The sequence below is a fragment of the Caldibacillus sp. 210928-DFI.2.18 genome, assembly GCF_020554505.1.
In the GTDB taxonomy this organism is placed as follows: Bacteria; Bacillota; Bacilli; order Bacillales; family Caldibacillaceae; genus Caldifermentibacillus; species Caldifermentibacillus hisashii.
Map to the genome: position 1 here is coordinate 1 of NZ_JAJCHL010000035.1, position 24,849 is coordinate 24,849.

Sequence of the window (24,849 nt, forward strand, 5' to 3'; positions counted from 1 at the left end):
ACCTTCCTAGCTATATCAAGGCTTATTTGCCAATTTCAGTCTGCGAAAGTTGAGAATTTTAATATTGTCACAGAGAGTATTTTTTTCATTATGCGCTAAACGATTTCAACACCTTCATTGATAAATACGTCACAGGGAGGTAGTTTGTTTATTATGCGCTCAATACCTTCATTGAAAAATAATCACAGAAAAGTATTTTGTACACTGCTAAGCACAAACATTAAGCGTGAGATAAATTTCTATTTCATGTCCGGCACAATGCTATAAAATTTTCAACTATTTCCGGACAGGTGGCGAAATGGATATGGGTAAATCCCGCAACCAGATTTCTAGATTGGTAGCCCTCGTGTTTTTTGCCATATGTACTTTCTGTTTCATATGCATAAGGGACATCCCTGCTTGGAATGTAAACAGCGTAATGAAATTCATGTCCTCTTGCTGTTAATCCGTCTGTTAAAATAGGATTCCCGTTCATCCCCTTTATTTCTCGATATCCAATTGCCGCTAATCGGTTTTGCATAACGGTTTTTCCCGGAATCGCCCCAACCATTTCAAATCGGTTCCCATCATGTGTTTCAATTGCTTCTGTTAAAAACATAAAACCACCACATTCTGCAAGGGTTGGTATTCCGTCAGCTATCGCCATTTTTACTGATTGTTTAACTGCTGTTTGTTCTGATAAATTTTTTGCAAATTGTTCCGGAAAACCTCCTCCAATATAAAGACCGTTCACATTATCGGGAACTGTTTCTCCATTTAACGGTGAGAAAAAAGAAAGCTTTGCCCCGAATGCTTCCAGTAGATCCAAATTTTCTTGATAATAGAAATGGAAGGCCGCATCTTTTGCAACGGCGATTTTCACCTTTTTTTCACGCTTTATATCAAAAATTGAAGAATCGGTCTTCGTGATTGCCGGTACTTCTGCTAGTTGAGTCAGTAAATTCAAATCAATCGTTTTCGCAACAATTTCACCAAGTTTTTCAAAAAAGCTGTTTAAATCGCCTCTTTCAATGGAGGGAATTAGACCTAAATGCCGTTCCGGAAGAGATATATCAATCTCACTATTTACATAACCAATGACAGGAATTTGGCATTCTTTTTCAATGGCTGTTTTGACAAGGTGAAAATGCCCCTCTCCACCGACACGATTTGCGATAACACCAACAATGTTTGCCTTCTCTGTAAAAGCTTGAAACCCTTTCACAACAGCCGCTGCACTCCTCGCCATACTCCCACAATCGACAACAAGAATTACCGGGCAATTCAAAAGGGTACTAATTTCTGCTGTACTTCCTACATCCGATTCCGGCGAATGTCCATCAAAAAATCCCATTACTCCTTCGATAACGGAAATATCTGCGTCTTCACTTGCCCGTAAATAAATTTCCTTTAACAAATCTTTTCCGAACATCCAACTATCCAAATTTCTTGAAGGCCGGCCTGTTACGGCGGTATGGTAAGTCGGATCAATGTAATCCGGCCCGCATTTAAAACCTTGAACTTGCCAATTTCTTTTTCGCAGTGCCGCCATAAGTCCAATCGTTATCGTTGTTTTGCCGACACCGCTTCCAGTCCCAGCAATCACAATTCTTTTTGCAGCCATCTATCCACATCCCTTTTCGTTTTTCATTTCACCAACATTCCACTCATTATAAACAATTTGAAAAACGAATGATCAATAATTAGGTTAGTAGCGATACTTATAAACGCTTACCTTTTACATAACAATCACTTGCCATAGTTTACACCGTTTTCCTCACAAAATGCTATTACTATATAAACGGATTTATTCATGCTTATATCATTATACGTTTTTTCCACTGCCGGATAAATGTTTCTTTTCTAATCATTTCAAAAATGTTTGCTGTATTCTGGTAGCAAAAGTTGTCCACCAACTTAAAAAATGTATTTTAAAAAACAATAATTCTTGTGTATCCTTGAACAAATTGATAAGTTTTAAATACATACCATTTTTCACAGAATAGGAAAGGAGGGACCCCGGCTTGAGTTTGTTCCGTCCGATTCGTAAAGTTATTCAATTTTTTGTTGATAAACCGTTGGCACCGGGTGTTCATATCCATAACCGCTATCAAATTATCAAATTACTTGGTTCAGGTAGTTTTGGTCTAGTGTACAAGTGTAAAGATATACAAAAAAATCAAATGGTTGCTGTCAAACAACTGCGTCCCACTAAGCAAAAGTTCAAAAAGGAAGTTGCCCTTTTCAATCGGGAAATTTGCATGCTTGAACAATTAAACCATAAGGTACTGCCAAAATTGTTGCATTCTTTTTCAGGTAATCTCGGACATTTTTATGTCATGGAATATATTGACGGGAAAAATATGGAAGAAGTAATTTTTGAAGAAAAACGTGTATACGATGAAAAAGCGGCATTGGAATTTATTCGTGCGTTGACGGAAGCGGTGGGGTATCTCCATCGCCACGAAATATACCACGGTGATTTAAGAATTCCAAACATTATGCTAAGAGAAGAAAAACCGGTTATAATTGATCTCGGTCTGGCTTACGGGGAAAAAGAAGATTTTGTGGCACGAAATCTCTCATCCATTTTAAAATCAAAAAAGACTCAGGAAGACAGGAAACAAGATGATTATCATGATTTAGGCGACCTATTATTATTCCTTCTATATACAACTTTTGAAAAGAAACATAAAAAAGCCCTCCCCTGGACAGAAGAGCTTCAACTCCATCGTTCAACGACCAATCTGCTAAAACGGCTGCTCGGAATTGATGTACCTTATTCATCGATTAATGAAATTTTGGAGGATATCGATATCGCTATAGAAAAGTTATGAACTGCTGCGATACTTTTTCCTTTTAAAATAGTCGCTTCCCTTATACGGGTTGTGACTATAACGACGTTTGCTGCTGCTACCGAAAAAAAATGAATGGCCGTGGCGGTGTCGACTGCTGCTGCCAAAATGGGCATGATGTCTTCTTCGGCTGCTTTTATGATAATGATGGGATCTTCTTCTGCTACTGGAGTGTGAGCCTAACAAATGTTTTAAAATCCTCTTCAATATTTATCCTCCCTTCCCAAAATAAATCCTATTTAAACATTTACGATTGTAAGTCCATGTTGGTTTCAAAAAATTTACTATTTCCACGATGTTTTTTTATTAATCATCCAAAACGACAAATTTACAAAACCTTAACAAACCTTAACAAACCATTTATACCAAGTTAATTTTTCCCCTTTATTGTTAGTTATGTAAGATAAACAAGCAAATTTCTTAGGGGGAAACGAAAATGAAAAATTATAAGAAACTGGCATTATCTGCACTTATTTCGGGAGCGGTACTACTAACTGCATGCGGACCTCAAGAAGGAACGAGTGAAAACGAATCAGGATCAAATGGAAATAAAGCTTCAGAACAATCCGATCAACAACTGAAAGGAACCGTTGCAGTGGACGGATCTTCTACTGTTTTTCCGATTATGGAAGCGGTCGTTGAAGAATACAATATGAATCAACCGAATGTAAAAGTTTCTGTCGGTATGTCCGGTACTGGCGGCGGATTTGAAGCTTTTGCTGCCGGAGAAACCGATATTTCTAATGCCTCCCGTCCGATAAAAGACGAAGAAAAAGCGGCATTAGAAAAAGCAGGAATTGAATATACGGAATTTGAAATTGCCTATGACGGCTTATCAGTCGTTGTGAATAAAGATAATGACTGGGTTGACTATTTAACCGTTGATGAATTGAAAAAAATGTGGATTGAAGATGGAACAGTAAAAAAATGGTCCGATATTCGTGATGGCTGGCCGGAAGAAGAAATCAAATTTTATTCACCGGGTACTGACTCCGGTACATTTGATTATTTCGATGAAGTTGTTTTGGACGGACAACCAATTGTTGAAAAAGCCACTTTGTCAGAAGATGATAACACACTTGTTACCGGTGTAACCGGAGATAAAAACGCCATTGGCTATTTCGGTTATGCTTACTATGCTGAAAACAAAGATCAATTAAAAGTAGTCCCGATTGATAACGGGAATGGAGCAGTTGAACCGACAAATGAAACGGTTGAAAGCGGCAAATACACTCCACTCTCCCGTCCGCTTTTCATTTATGTAAAAAATGAATCCTTGTCAAAACCTGAAGTTTATGATTTTGTAAAATTTGCTCTTGAAAACGCAGGACCCCTATCTGAAGAAGTTGGCTATGTCAGCTTGCCGAAAGAAAAATATGATAAAGCTTTATCAACGCTTGAAGATTTAAAATAAAGAAAATAAACAAAGTGGGACAATCCCGGAGATATAAAGCAAAAAGGATAACATGTTTAGAGCTTTTCGATTTGGGAGGATTGTCCCAACTTGTTATGGATGAAAGGGGTTTTCAACATGTCCTCGCAAAAATATGCTGCAACATTATCGGTTCAAGAAATGATCGCAAAAAAGAAACGACAAAGAAAAAATTGGAGCGAAAAGATCATGCCGGTGATCTTACAGTTGACAGCGATTATTTCTGTATTAACCACACTTGGTATCCTTTTTACACTACTTGTTGAAACTTTTGCCTTCTTTAAAGATGTTTCATTAAAAGAGTTTATTACCGGTAACACCTGGTATCCTTTTTCTGAACCTGGTCAATATGGAATTATGCCGTTAATATCCGGAACACTCAGGATTACCGGTATTGCCATCCTCGTAGCAGTTCCAATCGGTCTTGCCGCGGCCATTTATTTAAGTGAATTTGCATCGGACAAAGTGAGAAGAGTTATTAAACCGGTTTTGGAAGTGCTGGCCGGAATTCCAACGATTGTATATGGATTTTTTGCGTTAACATTTGTCACACCAATTTTACAAAAAATAATTCCTTCATTGGAAATTTTTAATGCATTAAGTCCGGGGATAGTGATTGGGATTATGATTATCCCGACAATTGCCTCCCTTTCCGAAGATGCATTAGGTTCTGTTCCAATAGCGATTCGAGAAGGGGGCCTCGCTTTAGGCGCAACCAAGCTAGAGGTGACGTTGAAAGTTGTTCTTCCTGCAGCCGTATCCGGGATTGTTGCTTCGATTGTTCTTGGGATTTCCCGTGCCATCGGTGAGACGATGATTGTCTCTATTGCCGGGGGTTCGACACCAAATCTTGGTCTAGATATAACCGGTTCCGTTCAAACGATGACTGCCTATATCGTCCAAGTTGCTCAAGGTGATGCAGGTTACGGAACTACGATTTATTACAGTATATATGCGGTCGGTTTTGCACTCTTTATTTTTACATTAGTCATGAATCTGCTTGCCCAGTGGATTTCAAACCGGGTTAAGGAGGATTATTAATTTGCTAATCATTTGCCGTAATTTCTGCAGCTTTGCCAAGGAGGTATACACCAATGAAACTGATTGACCAGGAGCAAGTCATTCGTCGCATGAAACCAAGATTATTTCGTAATACATTTTTTAAATATTTATTTCTTTTAGCAACTGGATTATGTCTCATTGTTTTAGCGGTTTTATTTGGTCGAATTTTTATACAAGGTTTGCCGTACTTAGATTGGCAATTCATGAACAGTTTACCATCCAGAAAACCGGAAGAGGCCGGAATTTATACGGCACTAAATGGAACCATTTGGCTGATGGTGGTTGTGGTACCGGTCACGATGATTTTAGGAGTCGGTGCGGCAATTTATTTGGAAGAATATGCAAAAAAGAACCGTTTTACCACATTTATCCAAGTCAATATCTCGAATTTGGCCGGTGTTCCTTCTGTTGTATATGGCTTATTAGGGTTAACTTTATTCGTCCGCACTTTTGCTTTCGGTAAAAGCGTTTTGGCAGCCGGATTGACGATGAGTTTGTTAGTTTTACCGGTGATTATCGTATCTGCCCAGGAAGCGATCCGAGCAGTGCCGAGCAGTTTTAGGGAAGCCTCATACGCCATGGGGGCAACAAAATGGACGACAATTTTGCGGGTTGTCTTACCGGCATCCTTACCGGGGATATTAACGGGATCCATCCTTGCCTTATCACGTGCGATTGGGGAAACAGCACCACTTGTTGTTCTCGGTATTCCACTATTTTTAGCCTTTTTGCCAAATTCGGTTTTTGATGAATTCACGGCATTACCGATGCAAATCTACAACTGGACATCCCGCCCGCAAGATGAATTCCATGCATTGGCAGCAGCCGGAATTATCGTATTATTAGCGTTGTTAATCGTTATGAATTCGGTCGCCATCATGATTCGAAATAAATTTTCCAAACGGTATTAACAGTGCTTGAAGATTGGTGTTTTGTGAACTTTACGTATTTTAAAAAAGGAGGTTTTTATAATGGCAATTGTGGTTGAAATGAGGAAAGAAGAATTAATGATAGAGCAACCAGAGGTCAATAAAGAAGAGGTTTACCAAACAAAGGATTTGAACTTATGGTATGGGGATAATCATGCACTAAAACATATTAATCTGGATATTTTTGAAAATGAAATTACAGCTATTATCGGTCCGTCCGGATGCGGAAAATCAACCTTTATTAAAACATTGAACCGGATGGTCGAGCTTGTTCCGGCCGTAAAAACATCCGGGGAAATATACTATCGCGGCAGGAACATTTTCGATAAAAACTATGAAGTAGAGGAATTAAGAACCCGAGTCGGTATGGTTTTTCAAAAACCAAACCCATTTCCTAAATCAATTTATGATAATATCGCCTATGGTCCACGTATCCATGGCATTAAAAATAAAAAAATTCTGGATGAAATTGTTGAAAAAAGTTTGCGGGGGGCGGCCATTTGGGATGAAGTAAAAGATCGGCTGAAGGAAAATGCTTATGGTTTGTCAGGTGGTCAGCAACAACGACTTTGTATTGCCAGATGTCTTGCCATTGAGCCGGATGTTATCTTGATGGATGAACCGACTTCCGCTCTTGACCCGATTTCAACATTGAAGGTGGAAGAACTTATTCAAGAATTGAGAAAAAACTTCAGTATCATTGTCGTCACCCACAATATGCAGCAAGCGGCACGGATTTCGGATAAAACTGCATTTTTCCTGAACGGTGAAGTTATTGAGTATGACCAAACGAATAAAATTTTTTCAACACCTAGTGATAAACGGACGGAAGATTATATTACCGGACGATTTGGCTGACATAATAGGTGATATTCTTCATCCGGAGGCGCCGTTTCAATCCTTTTTTTAAAAACCATTTTTGCAGAGTGGATCATGAGTGCTGTACTACTATTGTTTGCTTAGATTTTCACTAGACTAATCTTAAGTTGACAGTAAAAACCCCAGAAAGCCCCGTTGTTAAGGCATTTTCTGCGGGTTTTTTAGTGCCAAAAAGTGCGTACTTTTTTGGTCTGCCTATAAAATTTTTATATTCTTTTGTCCCTTGCTTGATGAGATATCGAGGCTAGATTTTTACTAGAATAATCCTTCTGTTTTTAATATAATTTTAAAAAAGATGAGTCGAATAATCCATTTGCTCTTGCGCTATTGGCCGGCCAGTACCACGCCAAAACAAGAACAACCCCCGAGGAACGGTACACATATAAATGAAAACTCACAGAAATAACATCTATCTCGTTTCAAAAAATGATAAGATAAAAGGAAAATGCTTGATTTGGAGATTTTGCCGATGAGAAGCTCGTATTTAGAAATTCGCAAGGACCATAATGAATTTCCAATGGATTGCTTTTTAAATAGTGGGGATATGACATTGCTTCCCCACTGGCATAAAGAAATAGAAATCATTTATGTGAAAAACGGAACACTTAACGTTGGGATCAATGATACTATTTTCACCATGCAGGAGGGGGAAGTAAGAATTATTAATGGTGGGGAGGTCCACTACTATCTTTCCTCCCCCGATAGCGAAAGAATCGTGCTTATGTTTGACATCTTATTTTTTAAAGACATGAGATTAATCAATAACGAAGAGCTTTCCATGCTTGATATCTTAAACGGCATTGAAAAGTCCAGTCTTACATGGCCGGAAAAAATTAAACAAAAAATCGAGCAGCTAATTCAAGAAATCTATTTAGAAATGGTGAATAAAGACAGGGGATATTTATTTGCCATCAAAGCAAAAATGTATGAAATGATTGTTACTTTGTATCGCAATGTTTATCAAGATATTTCACCGGATGAATTGAAATCGGAGCTGATTTCCAACCCAAAATCATTTGTTGAGTCTTTAAGTAAAATTTTTGCATATATTGAAGAATATTATCAACAGAAAATTACATTGGATGACATCGCTCGCCATATGGGCTTTAACGCTCAATATTTTTCCCGTTATTTTAAAAGATTAACAGGACAAACCTTTGTGAAATTTTTAAATGATTACCGTTTAAATAAAGCAAAGTGGCTGTTGTTAAATGAGGATCTGCCAATTATTGAAGTGGCTGAACAAGCCGGTTTTAGCAGTGTCAAAACATTTCATCATTTATTTAAAACCAAATTTGGAACTTCACCTTTAAAATATAAAAAATCAAAATACGGGAATAACATATAAATTTTCCAGGAAGAAAAAGACCTAACAGTTTTGTATGCTAAATGTACAGAAACTAGGTCTTTTTTGATTGGAGAGAATGAGATGATTAGGGTTACTGTTTGGAATGAATATCGTCATGAGCGGCACAACTCGGAGGTAAAAGCAGTTTATCCAGAAGGAATTCACGGCCAAATTGCATCATTTTTACATGAGGCCGGGTTTGGTGTGAAAACGGCTACATTGGATGAACCGGAGCATGGCTTAACAAGTGAGGTATTAGATCATACCGATGTTTTGATTTGGTGGGGACATATGGCACATCATGAGGTAGATGATCAAATCGTGGAGAAAGTGAAACAGCGGGTATTAAACGGTATGGGCTTAATTGTACTTCACTCCGGTCACTTTTCAAAAATCTTTCAATCGCTAATGGGAACAAGCTGTAATTTAAAATGGCGGGAAGCGGGGGAGAAAGAACGATTATGGGTAATTAGTCCAGGTCATCCAATCGCTGAAGGAATCCCCGAATATATCGAAATTGACCACGAAGAAATGTATGGGGAGCACTTTGATATTCCGGAACCGGATGAGGTCATTTTTACAAGCTGGTTTGCAGGCGGAGAGGTGTTTCGGAGTGGTTGTACATTTAAGCGGGGAAATGGAAAAATCTTTTATTTCCGTCCGGGACATGAAACTTATCCGACCTATTATCATAAACAAGTTCAACAGGTTATTATCAATGCCGTGAAGTGGGCAAAGCCGGTTAAACGCAGTTACCCGGTCTACGGAAATGCAAAACCGCTTGAAAAATTTTTATCCGAGAAGTGATGTTTATGAAGGAAATCCCTGTGTCCGTCCAATTATATACATTAAGAGAACAGTGTGAGAAAGATTTTGAAGGAACATTAAAAAGAGTAGCGGAATTGGGATATGACGGGGTTGAGTTTGCCGGACTTTATGGCAGATCAGCAAAAGAGATACGCAACTTATTAGATCGGCTGGGGTTAAAGGCTTCATCAAGTCATGTTCCGCTTCAGGAGTTGAAACATGATTTAACTAAGGTAATAGAGGAGCAAAAAACATTAGGAAGCACTTATATTATCTGCCCGTTCCTAATGCCGGATGAACGGAATGAACCAGCCTATCAGGGTTTGATTTCATTTTTAAAGGATACCGGTGAACGAGTCAGAGAGGAAGGTCTTGTCCTCGGTTATCATAACCATGATTTTGAATTGGAACGGCTGAATAATGGGAAAACCGTATTAGAAACGATATTAGATGGAGCACAGTCAGTTATTGCCGAGTTCGATATCTACTGGTTGAAGAAGGCGGGGGAAAATCCGGTTGAATGGATTGAAAAATATATGAACCGGGTACCTATTGTTCATTTAAAAGATATGACAACCGATCAGTTAAAAAGCTTTGCCGAATTGGGGACAGGCGGCGTTGATCTCGAGACCGTTTTATCGCTGGGCGAAAAAGCCGGCATAAACTGGTGGGTTGTGGAGCAGGATATTTGTCAGCGTGATCCTTTCAAAAGTATTGAAATGAGCTTGAACTATTTAAAAACGAAATTGCCTTATCTAAACAAATAGAAAACTAGATATATGATGTTTTCCATCTTGTAGAGATGAAAAACGAAATCGCCTTATTTAAACATTGACGTAAAGAAATCTTTTTCTTTTAAAGGAAAATTTTGTAATTTGAAGCAAGTTCATACGTCCCTATATAAATGGGATGAATCATGAAAAAAGCAAACGGGAGGAATTGGCATATGAGTAAATTAAAAATCGGTGTCATTGGCTGCGGAAGTATTGCAAAATATCGGCATTTACCGGAATACGCTGCGAATGCCAATGTAGAAATTGTAGCGGTTTGCGACATTGTTCCGGAAAGAGCCGAAACAATGGCTGCCCAATATCGTGCAAAAGCTTTTACAGATTACCAAGAGGTGCTGAAGCTAAAAGAGGTGGACGCTGTCAGTGTATGCCTGCCTAACTATTTGCATGCACCGGTATCCATTGCTGCATTGAATTCCGGCAAACATGTGTTATGTGAAAAACCGATGGCCACATCAAGGGAAGAAGCAGAGGCGATGATCCAAGCGGCAAAAGCAAACGGAAAGAAATTAATGATTGCTCATAATCAACGCTTTGTGGCATCTCATCAAAAAGCAAAGGAAATTATTGAGAGCGGCAAGTTGGGCAAAATATACAGTTTTAAAACTACTTTTGGTCATAGTGGTCCGGAAGGCTGGAGTGCAGACGGTAAAGACAGTTGGTTTTTTAATAAAGAAAAAGCCTTTATCGGGGCAATGGGCGACCTTGGTGTACATAAAGCCGATTTAATGCGGTATTTGCTTGGTGAATTTAAAGAAGTTGGAAGCTTCATTGAAACAAATGCAAAATCTTATTCTGAAGTAGATGATAATGCAGTATGTGTGTTACGTACAGAAAGCGGCATCATCGGTACATTGACGGCTAGCTGGGCATATACAGCAGGAAGTGATGATAACTCGACGGTCATCTATGGAGAAAATGGGATTTTGAAACTGGAAGCTGATCCGGAGTATTCGTTAATCGAACAATATCGTACCGGCGAGGTTGTCAAACATCAATTAAGCAGAATCCAAACCAATGAAGAAGGCGGCCAGACGACATCCCATGTTATTAATCATTTTGTTGAATGTATTTTAGAAGACAAAGAGCCACTTATTACCGGTGAAGAAGGAAAAAAATCATTGGAAATTATCTTAGCAGCCATCGAATCACAAGAAACAAAGCGGATTGTCATATTGTAATTTTCAATAAACATAATGGACCCAACGACTCCCATAGTGATGTTGATTTTTGAACGGGTCCCACTGTTTGTCTGAAAATTAATTTTAGGAGGTTTTTCAATGAAATTAGGTGTATTTACCGTATTATTTTCCAATAAATCCTTTGAAGAAATGCTGGATCATGTGAAGGCTTCCGGTCTGGATGCAGTTGAAATCGGAACAGGAGGCTATCCGGGAAATGCCCATTGTCCATTAGATGAGCTTTTAGAAGATGAAAGTAAACGAAAAGATTATTTGAATGCGGTTACTGCCAGAGGTTTAACCATCAGTGCCTTTAGTTGTCATGGCAATCCGCTTTCGCCTGATAAAGCATTTGCCAAACAATCGGATGAAACGCTGCGCAAAACGATTAAACTCGCATCATTGTTAGGTGTGCCAGTCGTAAACGGTTTTTCAGGAACGCCGGGAGACAGCGAGGATGCTAAACAGCCAAATTGGCCGGTTGTTGCCTGGCCAACGGAATATGCCGATATTTTAACATGGCAATGGGAAAATAAATTAGTTCCGTATTGGAAAGAAATTGGCGAATTTGCCCAACAACATCATGTCAAAATTGGCCTTGAATTGCATGGCGGTTTCCTCGTCCATACACCATATACCATGTTGAAATTGCGTGAATTAACTTGTGATGCGATCGGTGCCAATTTAGACCCGTCCCATATGTGGTGGCAAGGTATCGATCCGGTTGCCGCTATTAAAATTTTAGGAAAAGCAGGAGCCATTCACCATTTTCATGCAAAGGATACGAATATTGACCAGGATAATGTCAACATGTATGGCCTAACAGATATGCAACCATACGGAAATGTACAAACCCGTGCCTGGACATTTAGAAGTGTCGGTTGTGGTCATAGTATGCAAGAATGGTCGGATATGATGAGTGCCTTACGTACCTATGGGTATGACTATGTTGTAAGTATTGAGCATGAAGACCCATTAATGTCCATTGATGAAGGCTTCAATCGTGCCGTTAAAAACTTAAAAGATGTGATCATTCGTGAAACACCTGCTGATATGTGGTGGGCATAAGAGGAGGCTTCTATGACAACGAGAACATACAATTTAGCAGTCGTTGGCTATGGCGGCATGGGCAGCTACCATGTCGACCATTTGCTTAAAAGTAATCCGCAAATTCATGTGAAAGGCATTTTTGATATTAAGCAAGAAAGAAATGATGTGGCACTATCAAAGGGGCTGCAGGTGTACGAGTGTCTGGATGCCTTGCTTTCGGATAAGTCGATTCATATTGTATTAATTGCAACACCAAATGACGTCCATAAAGAAATTGCAATAAAAGCTTTAAAAGCTCACAAACATGTAGTTTGCGAAAAACCTGTAACGATCTATGCCCGTGATTTAGAGGAAATTATGACGGTAGCTGAGGAAACCGGACAAGTGTTTATGGTTCACCAAAACCGACGCTGGGATGAGGATTTTTTAACCGTGAAAAAAATCTATAATGAAAAAATGACGGGTGAAATTTTTCATATTGAATCCCGTGTCCATGGTGCCAATGGGATTCCGGGTGATTGGCGCCATTTAAAGAAAAACGGTGGCGGCATGGTGTTGGATTGGGGCGTTCACCTGCTTGATCAGCTGTTGTTTATGATTCATAGCCCGGTTACGAGTGTATATGCAAATTTAAGTTATGTACTGGGCGATGAGGTGGATGATGGCTTCCAAACCTATTTGACTTTTGCCAATGGAATAACCGCACTTGTAGAAGTAGGAACAACGAACTTTATCTCGCTGCCGAGATGGTATTTAAAAGGAACAGAAGGAACCGCCATTATCGAGGATTGGGGTCTTAACGGAAAAATTGTTAAACAAAATAAAGATATCATAGCTTCTGCACCGAAGCCGATTAAAGCAGGGCAGGGCTTAACGAAGACGATGGCCCCTCCATCAGAGGAAGCAACTACAATGGTAAATCTTCCGGCAGCTTCCGTATTATCTCAAGATTTTTATGACAATCTTGTATCAGTTATTGAAGGTCGTACCGAAGCCATTGTTAAAAATCACGAAGTACTGCGTGTATTAAAGCTGATGGAAATTATTTTTGAATCTGCAGAAAAAAATGAAGTGGTTAAAACCAGTTTGTAGATTCAATTTTGTATTCGGATTGAATTCAACCCCTCTTCATTTGTCCCCGAGAGTCAATCTCGGGGATATTTGTTCTTTTTTTGCTGCTTTTTTGTCCTTGAGAGCGTTTCGAGACTGTTCTTCCTTCTATCGCTGCTTAATTTGTCCGTAAGTTTCGGCTGGTTGCCCTCGTAATATGTCCATAAGAACGATTTTATTGGACAGTTTTAGGAGGTTGGCTTTGAATTTTGTCCAAAAGAGTAGTTTTATTGGACAGTTTTAGGAGGTTGACGTTGAATTTTGTCCAAAAGAGTGGTTTTAATGGACAGTTTTAGGAGGTTGGCATTGCATTTTGTCTAATAGAGCTGTTTTAATGGACAGTTTCAGTTGATTGGCATTGCATTTTGTCTAATAGAGCTGTTTTAATGGACAGTTTTAGTAAATTTCCCTCACATTTTGTCCATAAGAACCATTATATTGGATAAAGCCAGTCTCGCGGACCAGGGGAGACCTATCTCGCGGGCTGGCAGTGACTACCAAGGAGAAATCGGCTCAACCCAAGCAACCGCGTAACCACAAGCTAACCCTGCCAATTATGAGAAAAAACGCCTTCTTGACAATTTGTAAAGATAAAATTATATTAAAATATAACTTTAGCACTTAAACGCTTTTATGTGATAAAGTAAATATTGTAGCATTATAATTTGAATTACGACTCAGGAGGAACAGCATGAATATAAAAAAAACCTATTATACTCCATCTGTAGTAGAAGCTGTGCTGCTTTCGGCAATAAGTATTTTCTTACTAAGTTTTGGAATCATTAAATTCGAGGCTGCACCGCATATCCCCATTTTAGTTGTTATTATCTTTTTATTATTTTATGGATTATTGAGGAAAATCCCTTTTAAAGTAATGGAAGAAGGATTAATTAATGGAGCAATGGCAGGTATTGGAGCGGTTATATTGCTCCTGTTTATCGGTTTATTGATCGGAAGTTGGATGATTAGTGGAACCATTCCAACTTTAGTGTCTACAGGTTTTTCACTGGCCACGAGCCACTATTTTTATGCCATTGTGTTTGTAATAACGGCACTTGTCGGCGTGAGTATTGGCAGTTCACTGACGACAGTCGCGACTATCGGTGTTGCTTTTATTAGTATTGCCCAAACGATCGACCTTTCTATGGCGATCACAGCCGGAGCCATTGTTTCCGGTGCTTTTTTCGGGAATAAAATGTCACCGTTATCCGATACAACCAATTTGGCATCGACAATTGTAAAAGTTGATCTGTTTGAACATATTCGTAATATGGGATGGACAACTGTACCGGCATTTTTATTGTCATTGCTCTTTTTTATTTTTGTTTCCCCATCCGTAGAGGAAGCGGATCTATCAAATATTGATCATTTTCAAGATTTATTGTACTCAACAGGGCTAATTCATTGGTATAGCTGGCAGCCTTTAGTTTTATTAATTGTCCTTTCGATAAAAAATGTCCCTGCGATTCTTTCTTTGGCAGCAAGTTCACTTTTGGCCGTTGTTCTTTCTTTTATTAATCAAATGTTGCCAATTGGAGACTTACTTAATGTTTTGTTTAACGGCTATGTGTCAGAAACCGGAAATACAGCACTAGATGAACTGCTGACAAGGGGTGGCGTCAGCAGCATGTTTTTTACGGTAAGCCTGGTTTTGCTTGCTTTAGCAATGGGTGGTCTGCTCTTTACGCTTGGTATTGTCCCGCGACTTATAGAATCCATTGCAGGCCTTTTAAATAATGTCGGAAGTGTGATTACTGCATCAGCAATGACTGCAATTGGCCTAAATGTCATGATTGGTGAGCAATATTTGGCGATTTTACTTACCGGCGAATCGTTCCAGTCCCAATTTGCTAAGGTTGGTTTGGCAAACAAAAACTTGTCCCGTGTATTAGAAGATGCTGGTACAGTAATTAATCCGCTTGTGCCATGGAGTGTTTGCGGTGTTTTTATTACGAGTATGCTTGAAGTGCCGGTTTTGAGCTATATTCCTTTTGCAATTTTTTGTTGGTTATCTCCAATATTATCTATACTATTTGGTATTTCCGGGAAAACATTGACGTATTTAAAATAAGGTATGAAGAATGCATGATTGCTAGGGAGGAAAGGATGTTGGTCACACAAGTGTTGTCATAAGGTTGTGGTGCTTTTGGCTTGTGTTCTATGTTAAGAATTATAAATTTTCAGCAGAGATGCGAATTCGAAGTAGTGAGAAAAAGTATAAGCTCACAAGAAAGGCTATGAAGAACCGAAAGTATAGGCTCTGTAGTTGAAAAAGCAATGTCTTTTTCAACGAATGCATTGTACCCGAAAAATTTTTGTATTTTTTCGGTGAACTTACGCATCACATGTGGCCTAAAGGCATAGACGCCCTAGTTTTTTTATTTGAAAAGAAGTGAAAGATAATTCCAAATTCAATTCATTTTGTAGTATGTCTTTTGCAGTTCAGTTTAACCGTTTCCGCCATCAATTAAAATCCTCTTTTCTTTTTGGGGATATTTTCCAATATGTAGAAGAGTATAAATATATTTGAAAATCATATTGTCTTATAACAAATGATAAGTTATAATAATCTATTATATCGCCAAGTTTTTAATTTTTCGAAAAAGTATTGTTTATAAAAACAAGGGGGTAGTGCAATGGCTGATTTTATTAATACGTTATATAGCTGGCTCTGGAGTACACCAATGATTGTGTTCTGTATTGCAGCTGGGGTTATTTTTACATTAATGACGAAATTTGCCCAGGTAAGATTAATTAGGGACATGATCAAACAAATGTTTAAAGGAAAAAGTTCAAAATCCGGAATTTCCTCATTTCAGGCATTATCTATAGCTTTATCCGGTCGTGTCGGTACGGGCAATATTGCCGGGGTAGCAACGGCAATTGCTTATGGTGGTCCCGGTGCTGTTTTTTGGATGTGGTTAATCGCTTTTTTCGGAGCTGCGACTGCATATGTAGAATCTACGCTCGGCCAAATTTATAAAGAAAAAGTCGATGGTGAGTATCGCGGCGGTCCTGCTTATTATATTGAAAAAGGTTTGAATCGTCGTTGGGCAGGAATGATTTTTGGGGTTGCCGGTTTGCTAGCAATGGCTGTTCTTATGCCGGGGGTTCAATCAAATGCCATCTCTGCCGGGTTTGATAATGCATTTTCGATTAGTCCGTGGATTACGGGGATCTTTTTAGCAGTTTTATTAGGTGTTATCATTATTGGGGGAGTTAAACGGATTGCCAATGTTGCCCAATTGGTTGTTCCATTTATGGCTCTTGGTTATATTCTTGTTGCGCTCGTAATCATTTTTATGAATATTGAAGCTGTTCCGGGCGTTTTTAAATTGATTTTTACTAGTGCATTTGGTGCTGATCAATTGTTTGGCGGTATTTTAGGAAGTGCCATCGCGTGGGGAGTAAAGCGCGGAATTTATTCGAATGAGGCAGGACAAGGAACCGGACCGCATGCTGCCAGTGCCGCTGAAGTATCTCATCCTGCAAAACAGGGATTGGTTCAAGCGTTTTCGATTTATATTGACACATTGCTCGTATGTTCCGCAACTGCATTTATGATTTTATTTACTGGTTCCTATAATGTATATGAATCTGACCAGTCAACGCTTATTGTCAATAATATCGGTGATAGTGTAGAAGTAGGGACAGCTTATACACAAATGGCCGTTGACAGTCAATTACCTGGTTTCGGCTCACCGTTTGTTGCAATAGCTCTGTTCTTTTTTGCCTTTACAACTATTATGGCTTATTACTATATTGCTGAATCGAATGTCGTTTACTTATTTAAAGGCCGTAATTTAAAAATTCCGATGATGATTTTAAAAATAGCTATGATTGCGGCAACTTTCTATGGTACGGTCAGGACTTCAACACTGGCTTGGACATTGGGTGACATTGGTCTCGGCTTCATGGTTTGGACTAACTTAATCGGCTTAGTATTCCTTTACAAACCAGCCATTCAGGCATTAAAAGATTATGAAGAACAGAAAAAGCAAGGTCTTGACCCGGAATATAATTCAACAAAACTTGGTGTGAAGAATGCTGATTTTTGGGAAGACGGGTATAAGAAAGAAGAAGAAGCTGTTTAACCAAGATTTCCTTTCAAGTAGCCACAAAACCTGGCTACTTTTTTACACCAGAAAGTATAAATTCCCGAGAAAGATTGTACGTTGTTGGAAATTTTAGTATAAGTATAAGTGCAAAATGCTACAACTAGAGAGGCTTCGGTAGCATTACCTCGCAAGCGAAAATGTTTTTTCGCTGACTACGGCTCTACCTTCGCCTAAAGGCTTGGCAGTCGCCGTTTTTACTAACGGATCATGTGTTAAGTTTTTTTATGACAAAAGGTAAAGTGGGGCCGGCATTGCAACAGGAGGGTGCGATTTAAGCCGGCCAAGATGTACGACGCTAAGCGGGCGCCATGGCACTTTCTTAATCGCATTAAAATTTATCGCAGGAAGGGTGAAATCTAATAGAAGCAAAAAGAAAGGGAACCCTTCAGATGAAGAAGAGTTCCTAATAAATCTATTTATGATTGTTTAGCAATAGATAATTTTTGAAAAACGAAAAGTTGGCTTCCAAGTCAATTTATTTTCTTTTTCCTCGCGCTTTTACCCGACTGTCGGCTGCATTGGATCGCGCAATAGCTTCTCGGTCTTGCAAGTCCGCCAATTCCTGTGCATACTCGATATCAAGACCATCTGACTTCATATTTTTCGGAACTTGAGGTAAGTTTGCTTTATTTTTGTCGCGAGTTCTTTGTCCACGAGCTCGTCCCATGTTGAGACCCCTTTCGTCAGGAGTTTTGAAGATAAATGATCTTCATCTTTTAGATTAGCCAAGTAACTCGCGAATATGACAGGTAAGTGTTAGCAAGTCTGTTATTATTCCCGGGCAGCTCTGTCAGCTCGTTTAAAATCGCGACCATAAATAATTTCCTGTGCTTTTTTCAACTGTTTCTTTTCTTCTCCCCGGTTTTTCTTTGGATTAGCCATCGCTTTTACACCTCCGTGTTTTCGTGTACACACTATATTTTTAGTTTTTCCATTCCCCGGCAAAGCATACGTAGACGAGCGAAATTGCATACAAATTTTCTATTTTATGATACATTTGTGCTAAAGAAACATGAATGGAGGTGTTCATCCTGCCAATCATAAAAAAGATTACCGTTCAGAAAAGAAATACGGATCGCTATAATGTGTTTTTTGACGATGGAAAAGATGGTCAATACGCCTTTAGTGTCAGTGAGGATATTTTAATAAAATATGATTTACGAAAAGGGAAAGAATTGGATGAACAACAACTTGCGGAAATTTTTTATAATGAGGAAATACAAAAGGCGTACATTCAAGCTGTTCATTACTTATCATTCCGCATGAGATCGATAAAAGAAGTTAAAGAACATTTACAGGAAAAAGGTTATGAGGAAAATGTAATTCAAGAAGTGATTGGGCGCCTTTTGAATCAAAAATATTTAGATGATCGGGAATTTGCACTTGCTTTTGTAAAAACACAAATCAATACCTCGGATAAAGGTCCGAATGTTATTAAAGAAGGTCTGCGGAAAAAAGGAATCCATCCGAGTATCATTGATGAATCATTGGCGCTTTTTACGAATGAAGAAAAACTGGAAAAAGCAGTTAAGCTTTGTGAAAAACAAATATTGAAAAATAAAACAGTTTCCACTAAGCAGTTGAGCAGTCATTTGCGTATTTTTTTAGTCCGGAAAGGGTTTGAACAGGTAACGATTCAGAAAGCCATTTCACTTGCATTGGAAAATGTTCCCGATCACCGTGATGAAGAAACGATTCAAATTCAAGGTGAGAAAGCGTTGAAAAAATATCGACTAGTACCACCTGAAAAAAGGATTATGAAAGTTAAGCAATTTCTTTATCGTAAAGGATTCCAACTTGCTGATATAGAAAAATTTCTTGATGGAATTGACATAAATAATCATGAATAAAGAATGTATTAGCACGTTTACAGAAAAAAAGACAAAAAATGATGTGGAAGGTGTTTTCAATGACTGAAAAAAGGTATAGTGAAATGTCGGAAATTGAATTGAAACAAGAAATTGCACATTTAAGGGAGCAGGCAAGGAAAGCAGAGCAGCTCGGTATTATAAATGAATTTGCCGTGCTTGAAAGGAAAGCTTTGATGGCTGAGTGTTATTTACTGAACCCGGAAGATTTTAAAAAGGGTGAAATCTATCGGCTACGTAATGAACGGGATACATACTTCCGAATAAAATATTTGAAAGGTTTCTTTGCTTGGGGAAATCGTCTGAATGGTGAAGGAAAAGAAGAAGGAATTCCGATTTCGCTTTTGGAAAAAGTAAAATAATGTTCACTAAACTTACTGGACGGGCCGATTTATATGGAAGCAGCATAGTGGAGTAAAAGATGAGCATGAAGATTAACTGGAGGGAGCCCGCACTTCCTGGACTCCCGTTTTCGTTTTCAAGAGCTATGAATCGTCTCTTTCTCTTTGATTTGAGGCGTGCATCCGTTCCTGTGGTCTTGTATTGATCGTCCCGTCTGCCCTTAATGAGGCAAATCTTGCTTGTGCACGGGGCATGCCTTCCAATTTTTGGTCCTTTTGATTGGGGAACCCTCTTTCCTTGTTACGTACCATTGTTATTCCTCCTATAAGGATGTTATTTACCGCACTTGTTGCCGAAAACAATAAATTTACATATAATGGTATAGAGTTTTTGACAAATCACGTTAAACTAAACAGAAAAAATAGTGCGCAAAATAATACGCACTATTAGTATGGCTAAAAAAAGATTTCATTTGCGACAATTTTTTAGGAATTATTGGGGAAGGATTTCTAGCTTTTTGCGAATTTTTTCTTTGCTATAAATCCAACCGGTATATGAAGTTAGAATGTTCATATTATGGTCCATCTTAACAACAGCAAAAAACGGGTAATGATCTTTACTGCGATAGCGTAAATCGATGAAACGAACTTCAATATAATTGTTTCCTTCCTCAATCTCCCAGCGATAAACCGGTGAAAAAGAAAGGAAGGCGGCGACATTAGTATCTTTAATAGCTGTATTCATAACCGGTGTATCCGGTAAAGGAATTCGCTCAAATTCATCTACGATTGTAAAACTGCTTTGATAGGCATAAGCAACATAAAATCTGTTTTTAGTAATAACGGCAATACGCCATTGAAAAAATTTCATCGTTGGACTTAAGATGACTTGTTCTGTATCGGGAATTCGTTTTTTAATTACAGATACTAATGTTTTCCTTATAGAGTACCGGTACAAATAATAGCCAATCAAGACAATGTACATAGTAGAAAAGACTACCCTTGGATCACTTCCGAATATCCAGAATACGATACCGAGTGCATGAATGCCGAAAATAAACGGATCGAACGTGTTAATCCAACCGAGTGCAACCCATTTGGAGGAAAACGGACGTAAAGCTTGGGTCCCATAGGCATTGAAAATATCAACAAATACATGCAAGAAAACAGCAAGAAAAGTCCATAACCAAACATGCAGCAGATTAACTTCAGGATAAAATAAATACAATAGTAAGGCTATGATGATCGGCCACAAAACAACTGCGGGAATTGAATGAGTAATACCGCGATGATTTCGGATATATATCGCATTATTACGTAATTTTAATACTGTATCAATATCCGGAATTTGTGAACCGACAATCGTTGCGATCAAAACGGATTGATAGGTCTCAGGATGATTGAATACAACCGGATCAATGGTGGCCAATCCACCAAGGGCAATACCCATGACAAAATGTGTACCAGTATCCACAAAAATACCTCCAGTATGATAACTCTTTAGATGACAAGCATACGATTAATATATGTACCATATCAAATAAATTTTGTGCGAATAACAAATTCAGCTAAATTTTATTAAAAATGGTATGATTATTTTTAGCATAATTCAAAGAAAGCATTATATACAAATTTTATTTTAATCAATTCTTAATTAGATTTTATCATGTGGAGGACAAGCTGTGAATGAAAGAGTATCCGTGCTTTTAAAAAATTTTAACATAGAGGAATTTCAAAAATCTTTAATTGAATGGTTCCAAGAGGAAAAGCGGAACCTTCCGTGGCGTGCAGATAAGGACCCTTATAAGATTTGGGTGTCAGAGGTCATGTTACAGCAAACCCGGGTCGATACGGTGATCCCTTACTTTTACCGCTTTATTGAGAAATATCCGAATATCGAAGAATTAGCTAATGCGGATGAACAAGAGCTATTGAAGACGTGGGAAGGATTAGGCTATTACTCACGTGTAAAAAATCTACAAGCAGCGGTAAAGGAGGTGCAAACTCAATACGGCGGGGTTGTCCCTGATGAGAAAAAATCGTTCAGTAAGTTAAAAGGGGTCGGACCTTATACGACCGGAGCCGTTTTAAGTATTGCTTATGACAAACCGATTCCGGCTGTTGACGGCAATGTGATGCGGGTATTATCCCGGATTTTTGAAATTGAGGATGATATTATAAAGGTAAGGACAAGAAAGCTTTTTGAAGAATTAGTGGAAGAGATCATTTCCCGTGAAGATCCGTCCAGTTTCAATCAAGGGTTGATGGAACTCGGTGCATTGATTTGTAAACCGACTTCACCGGACTGTTTGTTATGTCCGGTTCGTGACCATTGCCGTGCCTTTCAACATGGTACAGAAACGAGGCTTCCGATAAAAAGCAAACAGAAAAAGGGAAGGACCGTTCAGTATGTTGCAGCAATTTTGCTGGATGAAAGAGGAAAAGTCGTTATTCGTAAACGCCCTGATGAAGGATTGTTGGCAAGTCTTTGGGAATTTCCAAACGAAGAAGTTATTAGCGGAAAGAAAAATATGATTATCGATTTTGAAAATGAATGGTTGGACAAGTATGGGGCAAACGTGGATTTATTGGAACCATTATGTGTTGTTGAGCATGTATTCTCTCATTTAACATGGAAGATTCATGCATTTGTCGGCTTGGTAAAGGGGAAGTTGCCACAAAATATGAAAGTTGTGGCTTTTGAGGAAGTAGATGAATATCCGTTTCCGGTTCCGTATCAAAAGATGTGGAAAGAGTATAAAAAGAAGATCGCTATATAAGTATGCGTCCACATGTAATGTCCCACAATATTTACTTTAGAAAGGAATGAGTATATGTCGAACAAAGTAGCATTAGTAACCGGGGCCAGCCGCGGGATCGGCAAAAAAACAGCTCTCCGCTTGGCAGAAGAAGGTTATGATATTGTCATTAATTATGTTCGCAGTAAATCGGCTGCAGAGGAAACGGCTAAAGAAATTGAACAAATGGGGAGAAAAGCGCTTGTTGTCAGAGCCCATGTAGGGGATGTAGATAAAATCAAAGCAATGTTTCAAACGATTGATGAAACATTTGGCCGTCTGGATGTCCTTATTAATAATGCAGCTTCCGGTGTTTTACGTCCGGTAATGGAGATTGAAGAAACCCATTGGAACTGGACAATGAATATAAATAGTAAGGCACTGCTGTTTTGTGCGCAAGAAGCGGCAAAATTAATGGAACGGAACGGTGGCGGCAAAATAGTCAGTATTAGTTCGATTGGTTCCATCCGTTATTTGGAAAACTACACACTTGTCGGTGTTTCAAAAGCAGCCCTCGAAGCATTAACCCGTTATTTGGCTGTTGAATTGGCACCGAAAAATATTGTTGTGAATGCCGTTTCCGGGGGTGCGATAGATACAGAAGCACTTCAACATTTCCCAAACCGAGAGGAATTGCTGGAAGATGCCAGAAAAAACACGCCGGCCGGAAGAATGGTGGAGATGGATGATATGGTCAATGCAATTATGTTTTTCATATCCGATCAATCATCCATGATTCGTGGGCAAACGTTGATCGTTGACGGTGGAAGATCACTGTTAGTTTAAATATTTTTTGCCATGGATGTTTCATGAAGAAAACATTGCCGTATTTTTCAATGCGTTCTATAGGTGTAGAAATGCCGGAAAAATAAATTTTTGGTAATTTAAAAAGTGAAATCGTCATTTCATTGGCAATTCCATAAATTTCCACAAAATCTTTGGATACTTATCCCTCCACTTGGATATGTTAAGAACGTGGAGGTGATAACAGATGGCAAAAAACAATAAAACACAAGCTGGTACAAATTTTCAATCTGCACAAGGCGGACAAAGTCAATTCGGTACCGAGTTTGCTAGTGAAACGAATGTACAAAAAGTAAGACAACAAAATGCTCAATCTGCACAAGGTGGACAAGGTCAATTTGGTACTGAGTTTGCTAGTGAAACGAATGCACAAGAAGTACGTCGTCAAAATCAACAAGCAGAGGCTAAAAAAAATAAAAATTCATAACATATACATCTAGGGTGAACCATAAAGAACCAACCCCTTATAAGTTCCAAAAGGTGCTTCATTATCGGAGCACCTTTTTTGGCTAATAGGAAAGTAGAAATTTTTTAATTTCTACTCTCCTAACGCATAAGTGCACTGAAAGACTTCGGTAGCATTACCTCGCAAGCGAAAATGTTTTTTCGCTGAACTACGGCTCTGCTCTCGCCTAAAGTCTCGGACGCCCGAGTTTTCTTTATATCCCGGTTTTAAAAATTTGGCTGAAACGTTATAATATAAAAATAACGAATATAAATTGGAAACAATTATTTTATTGTCAGATAGAAAACTTGAGCGGGATGTAGAAAGTAGGGATTAAAAATGGGAGTTCCCATGGAAGGAGAAACAATCCAAATACATAGTTATAAACATAATGGACATATTCATCGCATATGGGAAGAAACAACGGTGTTAAAAGGAACAAACACAGTCGTCATTGGGGGAAATGATCGAACAATGGTAACAGAATCAGATGGACGAACTTGGATCACGAGAGAACCGGCGATTTGTTATTACCATTCCCAATATTGGTTTAATATTTTAGGCATGCTTCGAGAAGACGGAATTCACTATTATTGTAATTTAAGTTCACCATTTGTGTTCGATGATGAAGCATTAAAATATATCGATTATGACTTAGATATAAAAGTATTTCCGGATATGACTTATGTTTTACTTGATGAAGATGAATATGAAGAACACCGAAAATTAATGGGATACCCGGATGTTATCGATAAAATTTTGAAAGCAAATATGGAGAAATTAATTGATTGGATTCGTCAAAAAAAAGGACCATTTGCACCGGATTTTGTTGATCAATGGTATGAACGATTTTTAACATATAGAAGTTTTTAATAAGAACTCGGTTGGTTAAAAAAGTTCTTGAAAATTTTTGTTAGTAGAATAAAAGGGTATTGTTTTCTTCACACCATACCACAACGGTTGATCAGATGGGAAAAAATGCATTTTTAAATACTGAAAATTCAAGAACCGAATCAATAAATGGTTGATTCGGATTCGTTTTGAAAGAAACA

Annotated in this window: 24 protein-coding genes; 19 read left to right on the top strand and 5 right to left on the bottom strand. The window is 38.5% G+C overall.

Annotation, left to right across the window (positions count from 1 at the left end):
* Positions 1-244 precede the first annotated feature (244 nt).
* Positions 245-1,603, bottom strand: coding sequence for a cobyrinic acid a,c-diamide synthase CobB (locus tag LIZ98_RS09080; RefSeq protein WP_227140026.1), 1,359 nt, complete (start codon positions 1,601-1,603; stop codon positions 245-247).
* Between the two features lie 400 nt (positions 1,604-2,003).
* On the opposite strand from LIZ98_RS09080, the gene LIZ98_RS09085 reads away from it, so the two are divergent.
* The 13 genes from LIZ98_RS09085 (at position 2,004) to LIZ98_RS09145 (ending at position 17,517) form a co-directional block, all read left to right on the top strand.
* Entirely contained in the window at positions 2,004-2,816 is an 813-nt protein-coding gene (locus tag LIZ98_RS09085; protein WP_227140027.1) for a serine/threonine protein kinase, read from the top strand.
* A gap of 454 nt (positions 2,817-3,270) precedes the next feature.
* Positions 3,271-4,248 carry a PstS family phosphate ABC transporter substrate-binding protein gene (locus LIZ98_RS09090; RefSeq protein WP_227140028.1) on the top strand — a complete coding sequence of 326 codons (978 nt, stop codon included), beginning with the start codon at positions 3,271-3,273 and terminating at the stop codon, positions 4,246-4,248.
* Between the two features lie 117 nt (positions 4,249-4,365).
* Entirely contained in the window at positions 4,366-5,307 is a 942-nt protein-coding gene (gene pstC / locus LIZ98_RS09095; RefSeq protein WP_041847822.1) for a phosphate ABC transporter permease subunit PstC, read from the top strand.
* 53 nt (positions 5,308-5,360) lie between these two features.
* Positions 5,361-6,239, top strand: a complete 879-nt coding sequence (gene pstA / locus LIZ98_RS09100) for a phosphate ABC transporter permease PstA (protein ID WP_034768651.1) — start codon at positions 5,361-5,363, stop codon at positions 6,237-6,239.
* A gap of 78 nt (positions 6,240-6,317) precedes the next feature.
* Complete coding sequence (gene pstB, locus LIZ98_RS09105; protein WP_304502982.1) at positions 6,318-7,115, top strand: phosphate ABC transporter ATP-binding protein PstB; 798 nt, start codon at positions 6,318-6,320, stop codon at positions 7,113-7,115.
* Positions 7,116-7,605: 490 nt separating this feature from the next.
* Positions 7,606-8,484: an AraC family transcriptional regulator gene (locus LIZ98_RS09110; protein ID WP_227091659.1), complete on the top strand. Its 879-nt coding sequence runs from the start codon at positions 7,606-7,608 to the stop codon at positions 8,482-8,484.
* A gap of 81 nt (positions 8,485-8,565) precedes the next feature.
* Complete coding sequence (locus LIZ98_RS09115) at positions 8,566-9,291, top strand: ThuA domain-containing protein (RefSeq protein ID WP_227140030.1); 726 nt, start codon at positions 8,566-8,568, stop codon at positions 9,289-9,291.
* 5 nt (positions 9,292-9,296) lie between these two features.
* Positions 9,297-10,058, top strand: a complete 762-nt coding sequence (locus tag LIZ98_RS09120; RefSeq protein ID WP_227140031.1) for a sugar phosphate isomerase/epimerase family protein — start codon at positions 9,297-9,299, stop codon at positions 10,056-10,058.
* Positions 10,059-10,237: 179 nt separating this feature from the next.
* Positions 10,238-11,263 (top strand): Gfo/Idh/MocA family protein, encoded by a 1,026-nt coding sequence (locus tag LIZ98_RS09125; protein WP_034768664.1) that lies wholly within the window; start codon positions 10,238-10,240, stop codon positions 11,261-11,263.
* A 99-nt stretch (positions 11,264-11,362) separates the two neighbouring features.
* The gene (locus LIZ98_RS09130; protein WP_227140032.1) at positions 11,363-12,331 is read left to right on the top strand and encodes a sugar phosphate isomerase/epimerase family protein; all 969 of its coding nucleotides are present in this window, start codon (positions 11,363-11,365) and stop codon (positions 12,329-12,331) included.
* 12 nt (positions 12,332-12,343) lie between these two features.
* Complete coding sequence (locus tag LIZ98_RS09135; RefSeq protein WP_095141527.1) at positions 12,344-13,405, top strand: Gfo/Idh/MocA family oxidoreductase; 1,062 nt, start codon at positions 12,344-12,346, stop codon at positions 13,403-13,405.
* Between the two features lie 709 nt (positions 13,406-14,114).
* Positions 14,115-15,494, top strand: coding sequence for a Na+/H+ antiporter NhaC (nhaC, locus tag LIZ98_RS09140; protein WP_227139877.1), 1,380 nt, complete (start codon positions 14,115-14,117; stop codon positions 15,492-15,494).
* 565 nt (positions 15,495-16,059) lie between these two features.
* Positions 16,060-17,517, top strand: a complete 1,458-nt coding sequence (locus LIZ98_RS09145) for an alanine/glycine:cation symporter family protein (protein WP_041844800.1) — start codon at positions 16,060-16,062, stop codon at positions 17,515-17,517.
* Positions 17,518-18,016: 499 nt separating this feature from the next.
* Here the strand turns inward: LIZ98_RS09145 and LIZ98_RS09150 are convergent, their stop codons facing one another.
* On the bottom strand, positions 18,017-18,208 hold the full coding sequence (locus LIZ98_RS09150; protein WP_034768673.1) for a YfhD family protein: 192 nt from the start codon (positions 18,206-18,208) through the stop codon (positions 18,017-18,019).
* Between the two features lie 104 nt (positions 18,209-18,312).
* Positions 18,313-18,423, bottom strand: coding sequence for a YfhE family protein (locus LIZ98_RS09155; protein ID WP_072012641.1), 111 nt, complete (start codon positions 18,421-18,423; stop codon positions 18,313-18,315).
* A gap of 134 nt (positions 18,424-18,557) precedes the next feature.
* On the opposite strand from LIZ98_RS09155, the gene recX reads away from it, so the two are divergent.
* Together recX and LIZ98_RS09165 are read left to right on the top strand one after the other, a co-directional pair.
* A complete protein-coding gene (gene recX, locus LIZ98_RS09160; RefSeq protein ID WP_227139878.1) occupies positions 18,558-19,391 on the top strand; it encodes a recombination regulator RecX in 834 nt (277 codons plus the stop codon).
* A 59-nt stretch (positions 19,392-19,450) separates the two neighbouring features.
* Entirely contained in the window at positions 19,451-19,771 is a 321-nt protein-coding gene (locus LIZ98_RS09165; RefSeq protein WP_227139879.1) for a YfhH family protein, read from the top strand.
* A 123-nt stretch (positions 19,772-19,894) separates the two neighbouring features.
* On the opposite strand, the gene LIZ98_RS09170 is transcribed toward LIZ98_RS09165, so the two are convergent.
* Both LIZ98_RS09170 and LIZ98_RS09175 read right to left on the bottom strand, forming a co-directional pair.
* Positions 19,895-20,062, bottom strand: coding sequence for a small, acid-soluble spore protein K (locus tag LIZ98_RS09170; protein WP_041903067.1), 168 nt, complete (start codon positions 20,060-20,062; stop codon positions 19,895-19,897).
* Positions 20,063-20,243: 181 nt separating this feature from the next.
* Positions 20,244-21,224 carry a metal-dependent hydrolase gene (locus LIZ98_RS09175; RefSeq protein WP_227139880.1) on the bottom strand — a complete coding sequence of 327 codons (981 nt, stop codon included), beginning with the start codon at positions 21,222-21,224 and terminating at the stop codon, positions 20,244-20,246.
* 208 nt (positions 21,225-21,432) lie between these two features.
* Here LIZ98_RS09175 and mutY point away from each other — a divergent pair, with 208 nt between their 5' ends.
* From mutY to ntdP, 4 genes are all read left to right on the top strand, one after another.
* Positions 21,433-22,530 (top strand): A/G-specific adenine glycosylase, encoded by a 1,098-nt coding sequence (gene mutY / locus LIZ98_RS09180; RefSeq protein ID WP_227139881.1) that lies wholly within the window; start codon positions 21,433-21,435, stop codon positions 22,528-22,530.
* 54 nt (positions 22,531-22,584) lie between these two features.
* The gene (gene fabL / locus LIZ98_RS09185; RefSeq protein ID WP_227139882.1) at positions 22,585-23,334 is read left to right on the top strand and encodes an enoyl-[acyl-carrier-protein] reductase FabL; all 750 of its coding nucleotides are present in this window, start codon (positions 22,585-22,587) and stop codon (positions 23,332-23,334) included.
* A gap of 205 nt (positions 23,335-23,539) precedes the next feature.
* A complete protein-coding gene (locus LIZ98_RS09190) occupies positions 23,540-23,779 on the top strand; it encodes a gamma-type small acid-soluble spore protein (protein ID WP_034768680.1) in 240 nt (79 codons plus the stop codon).
* A 357-nt stretch (positions 23,780-24,136) separates the two neighbouring features.
* Positions 24,137-24,670, top strand: a complete 534-nt coding sequence (ntdP, locus tag LIZ98_RS09195) for a nucleoside tri-diphosphate phosphatase (RefSeq protein ID WP_227139883.1) — start codon at positions 24,137-24,139, stop codon at positions 24,668-24,670.
* Positions 24,671-24,849: the final 179 nt, after the last annotated feature.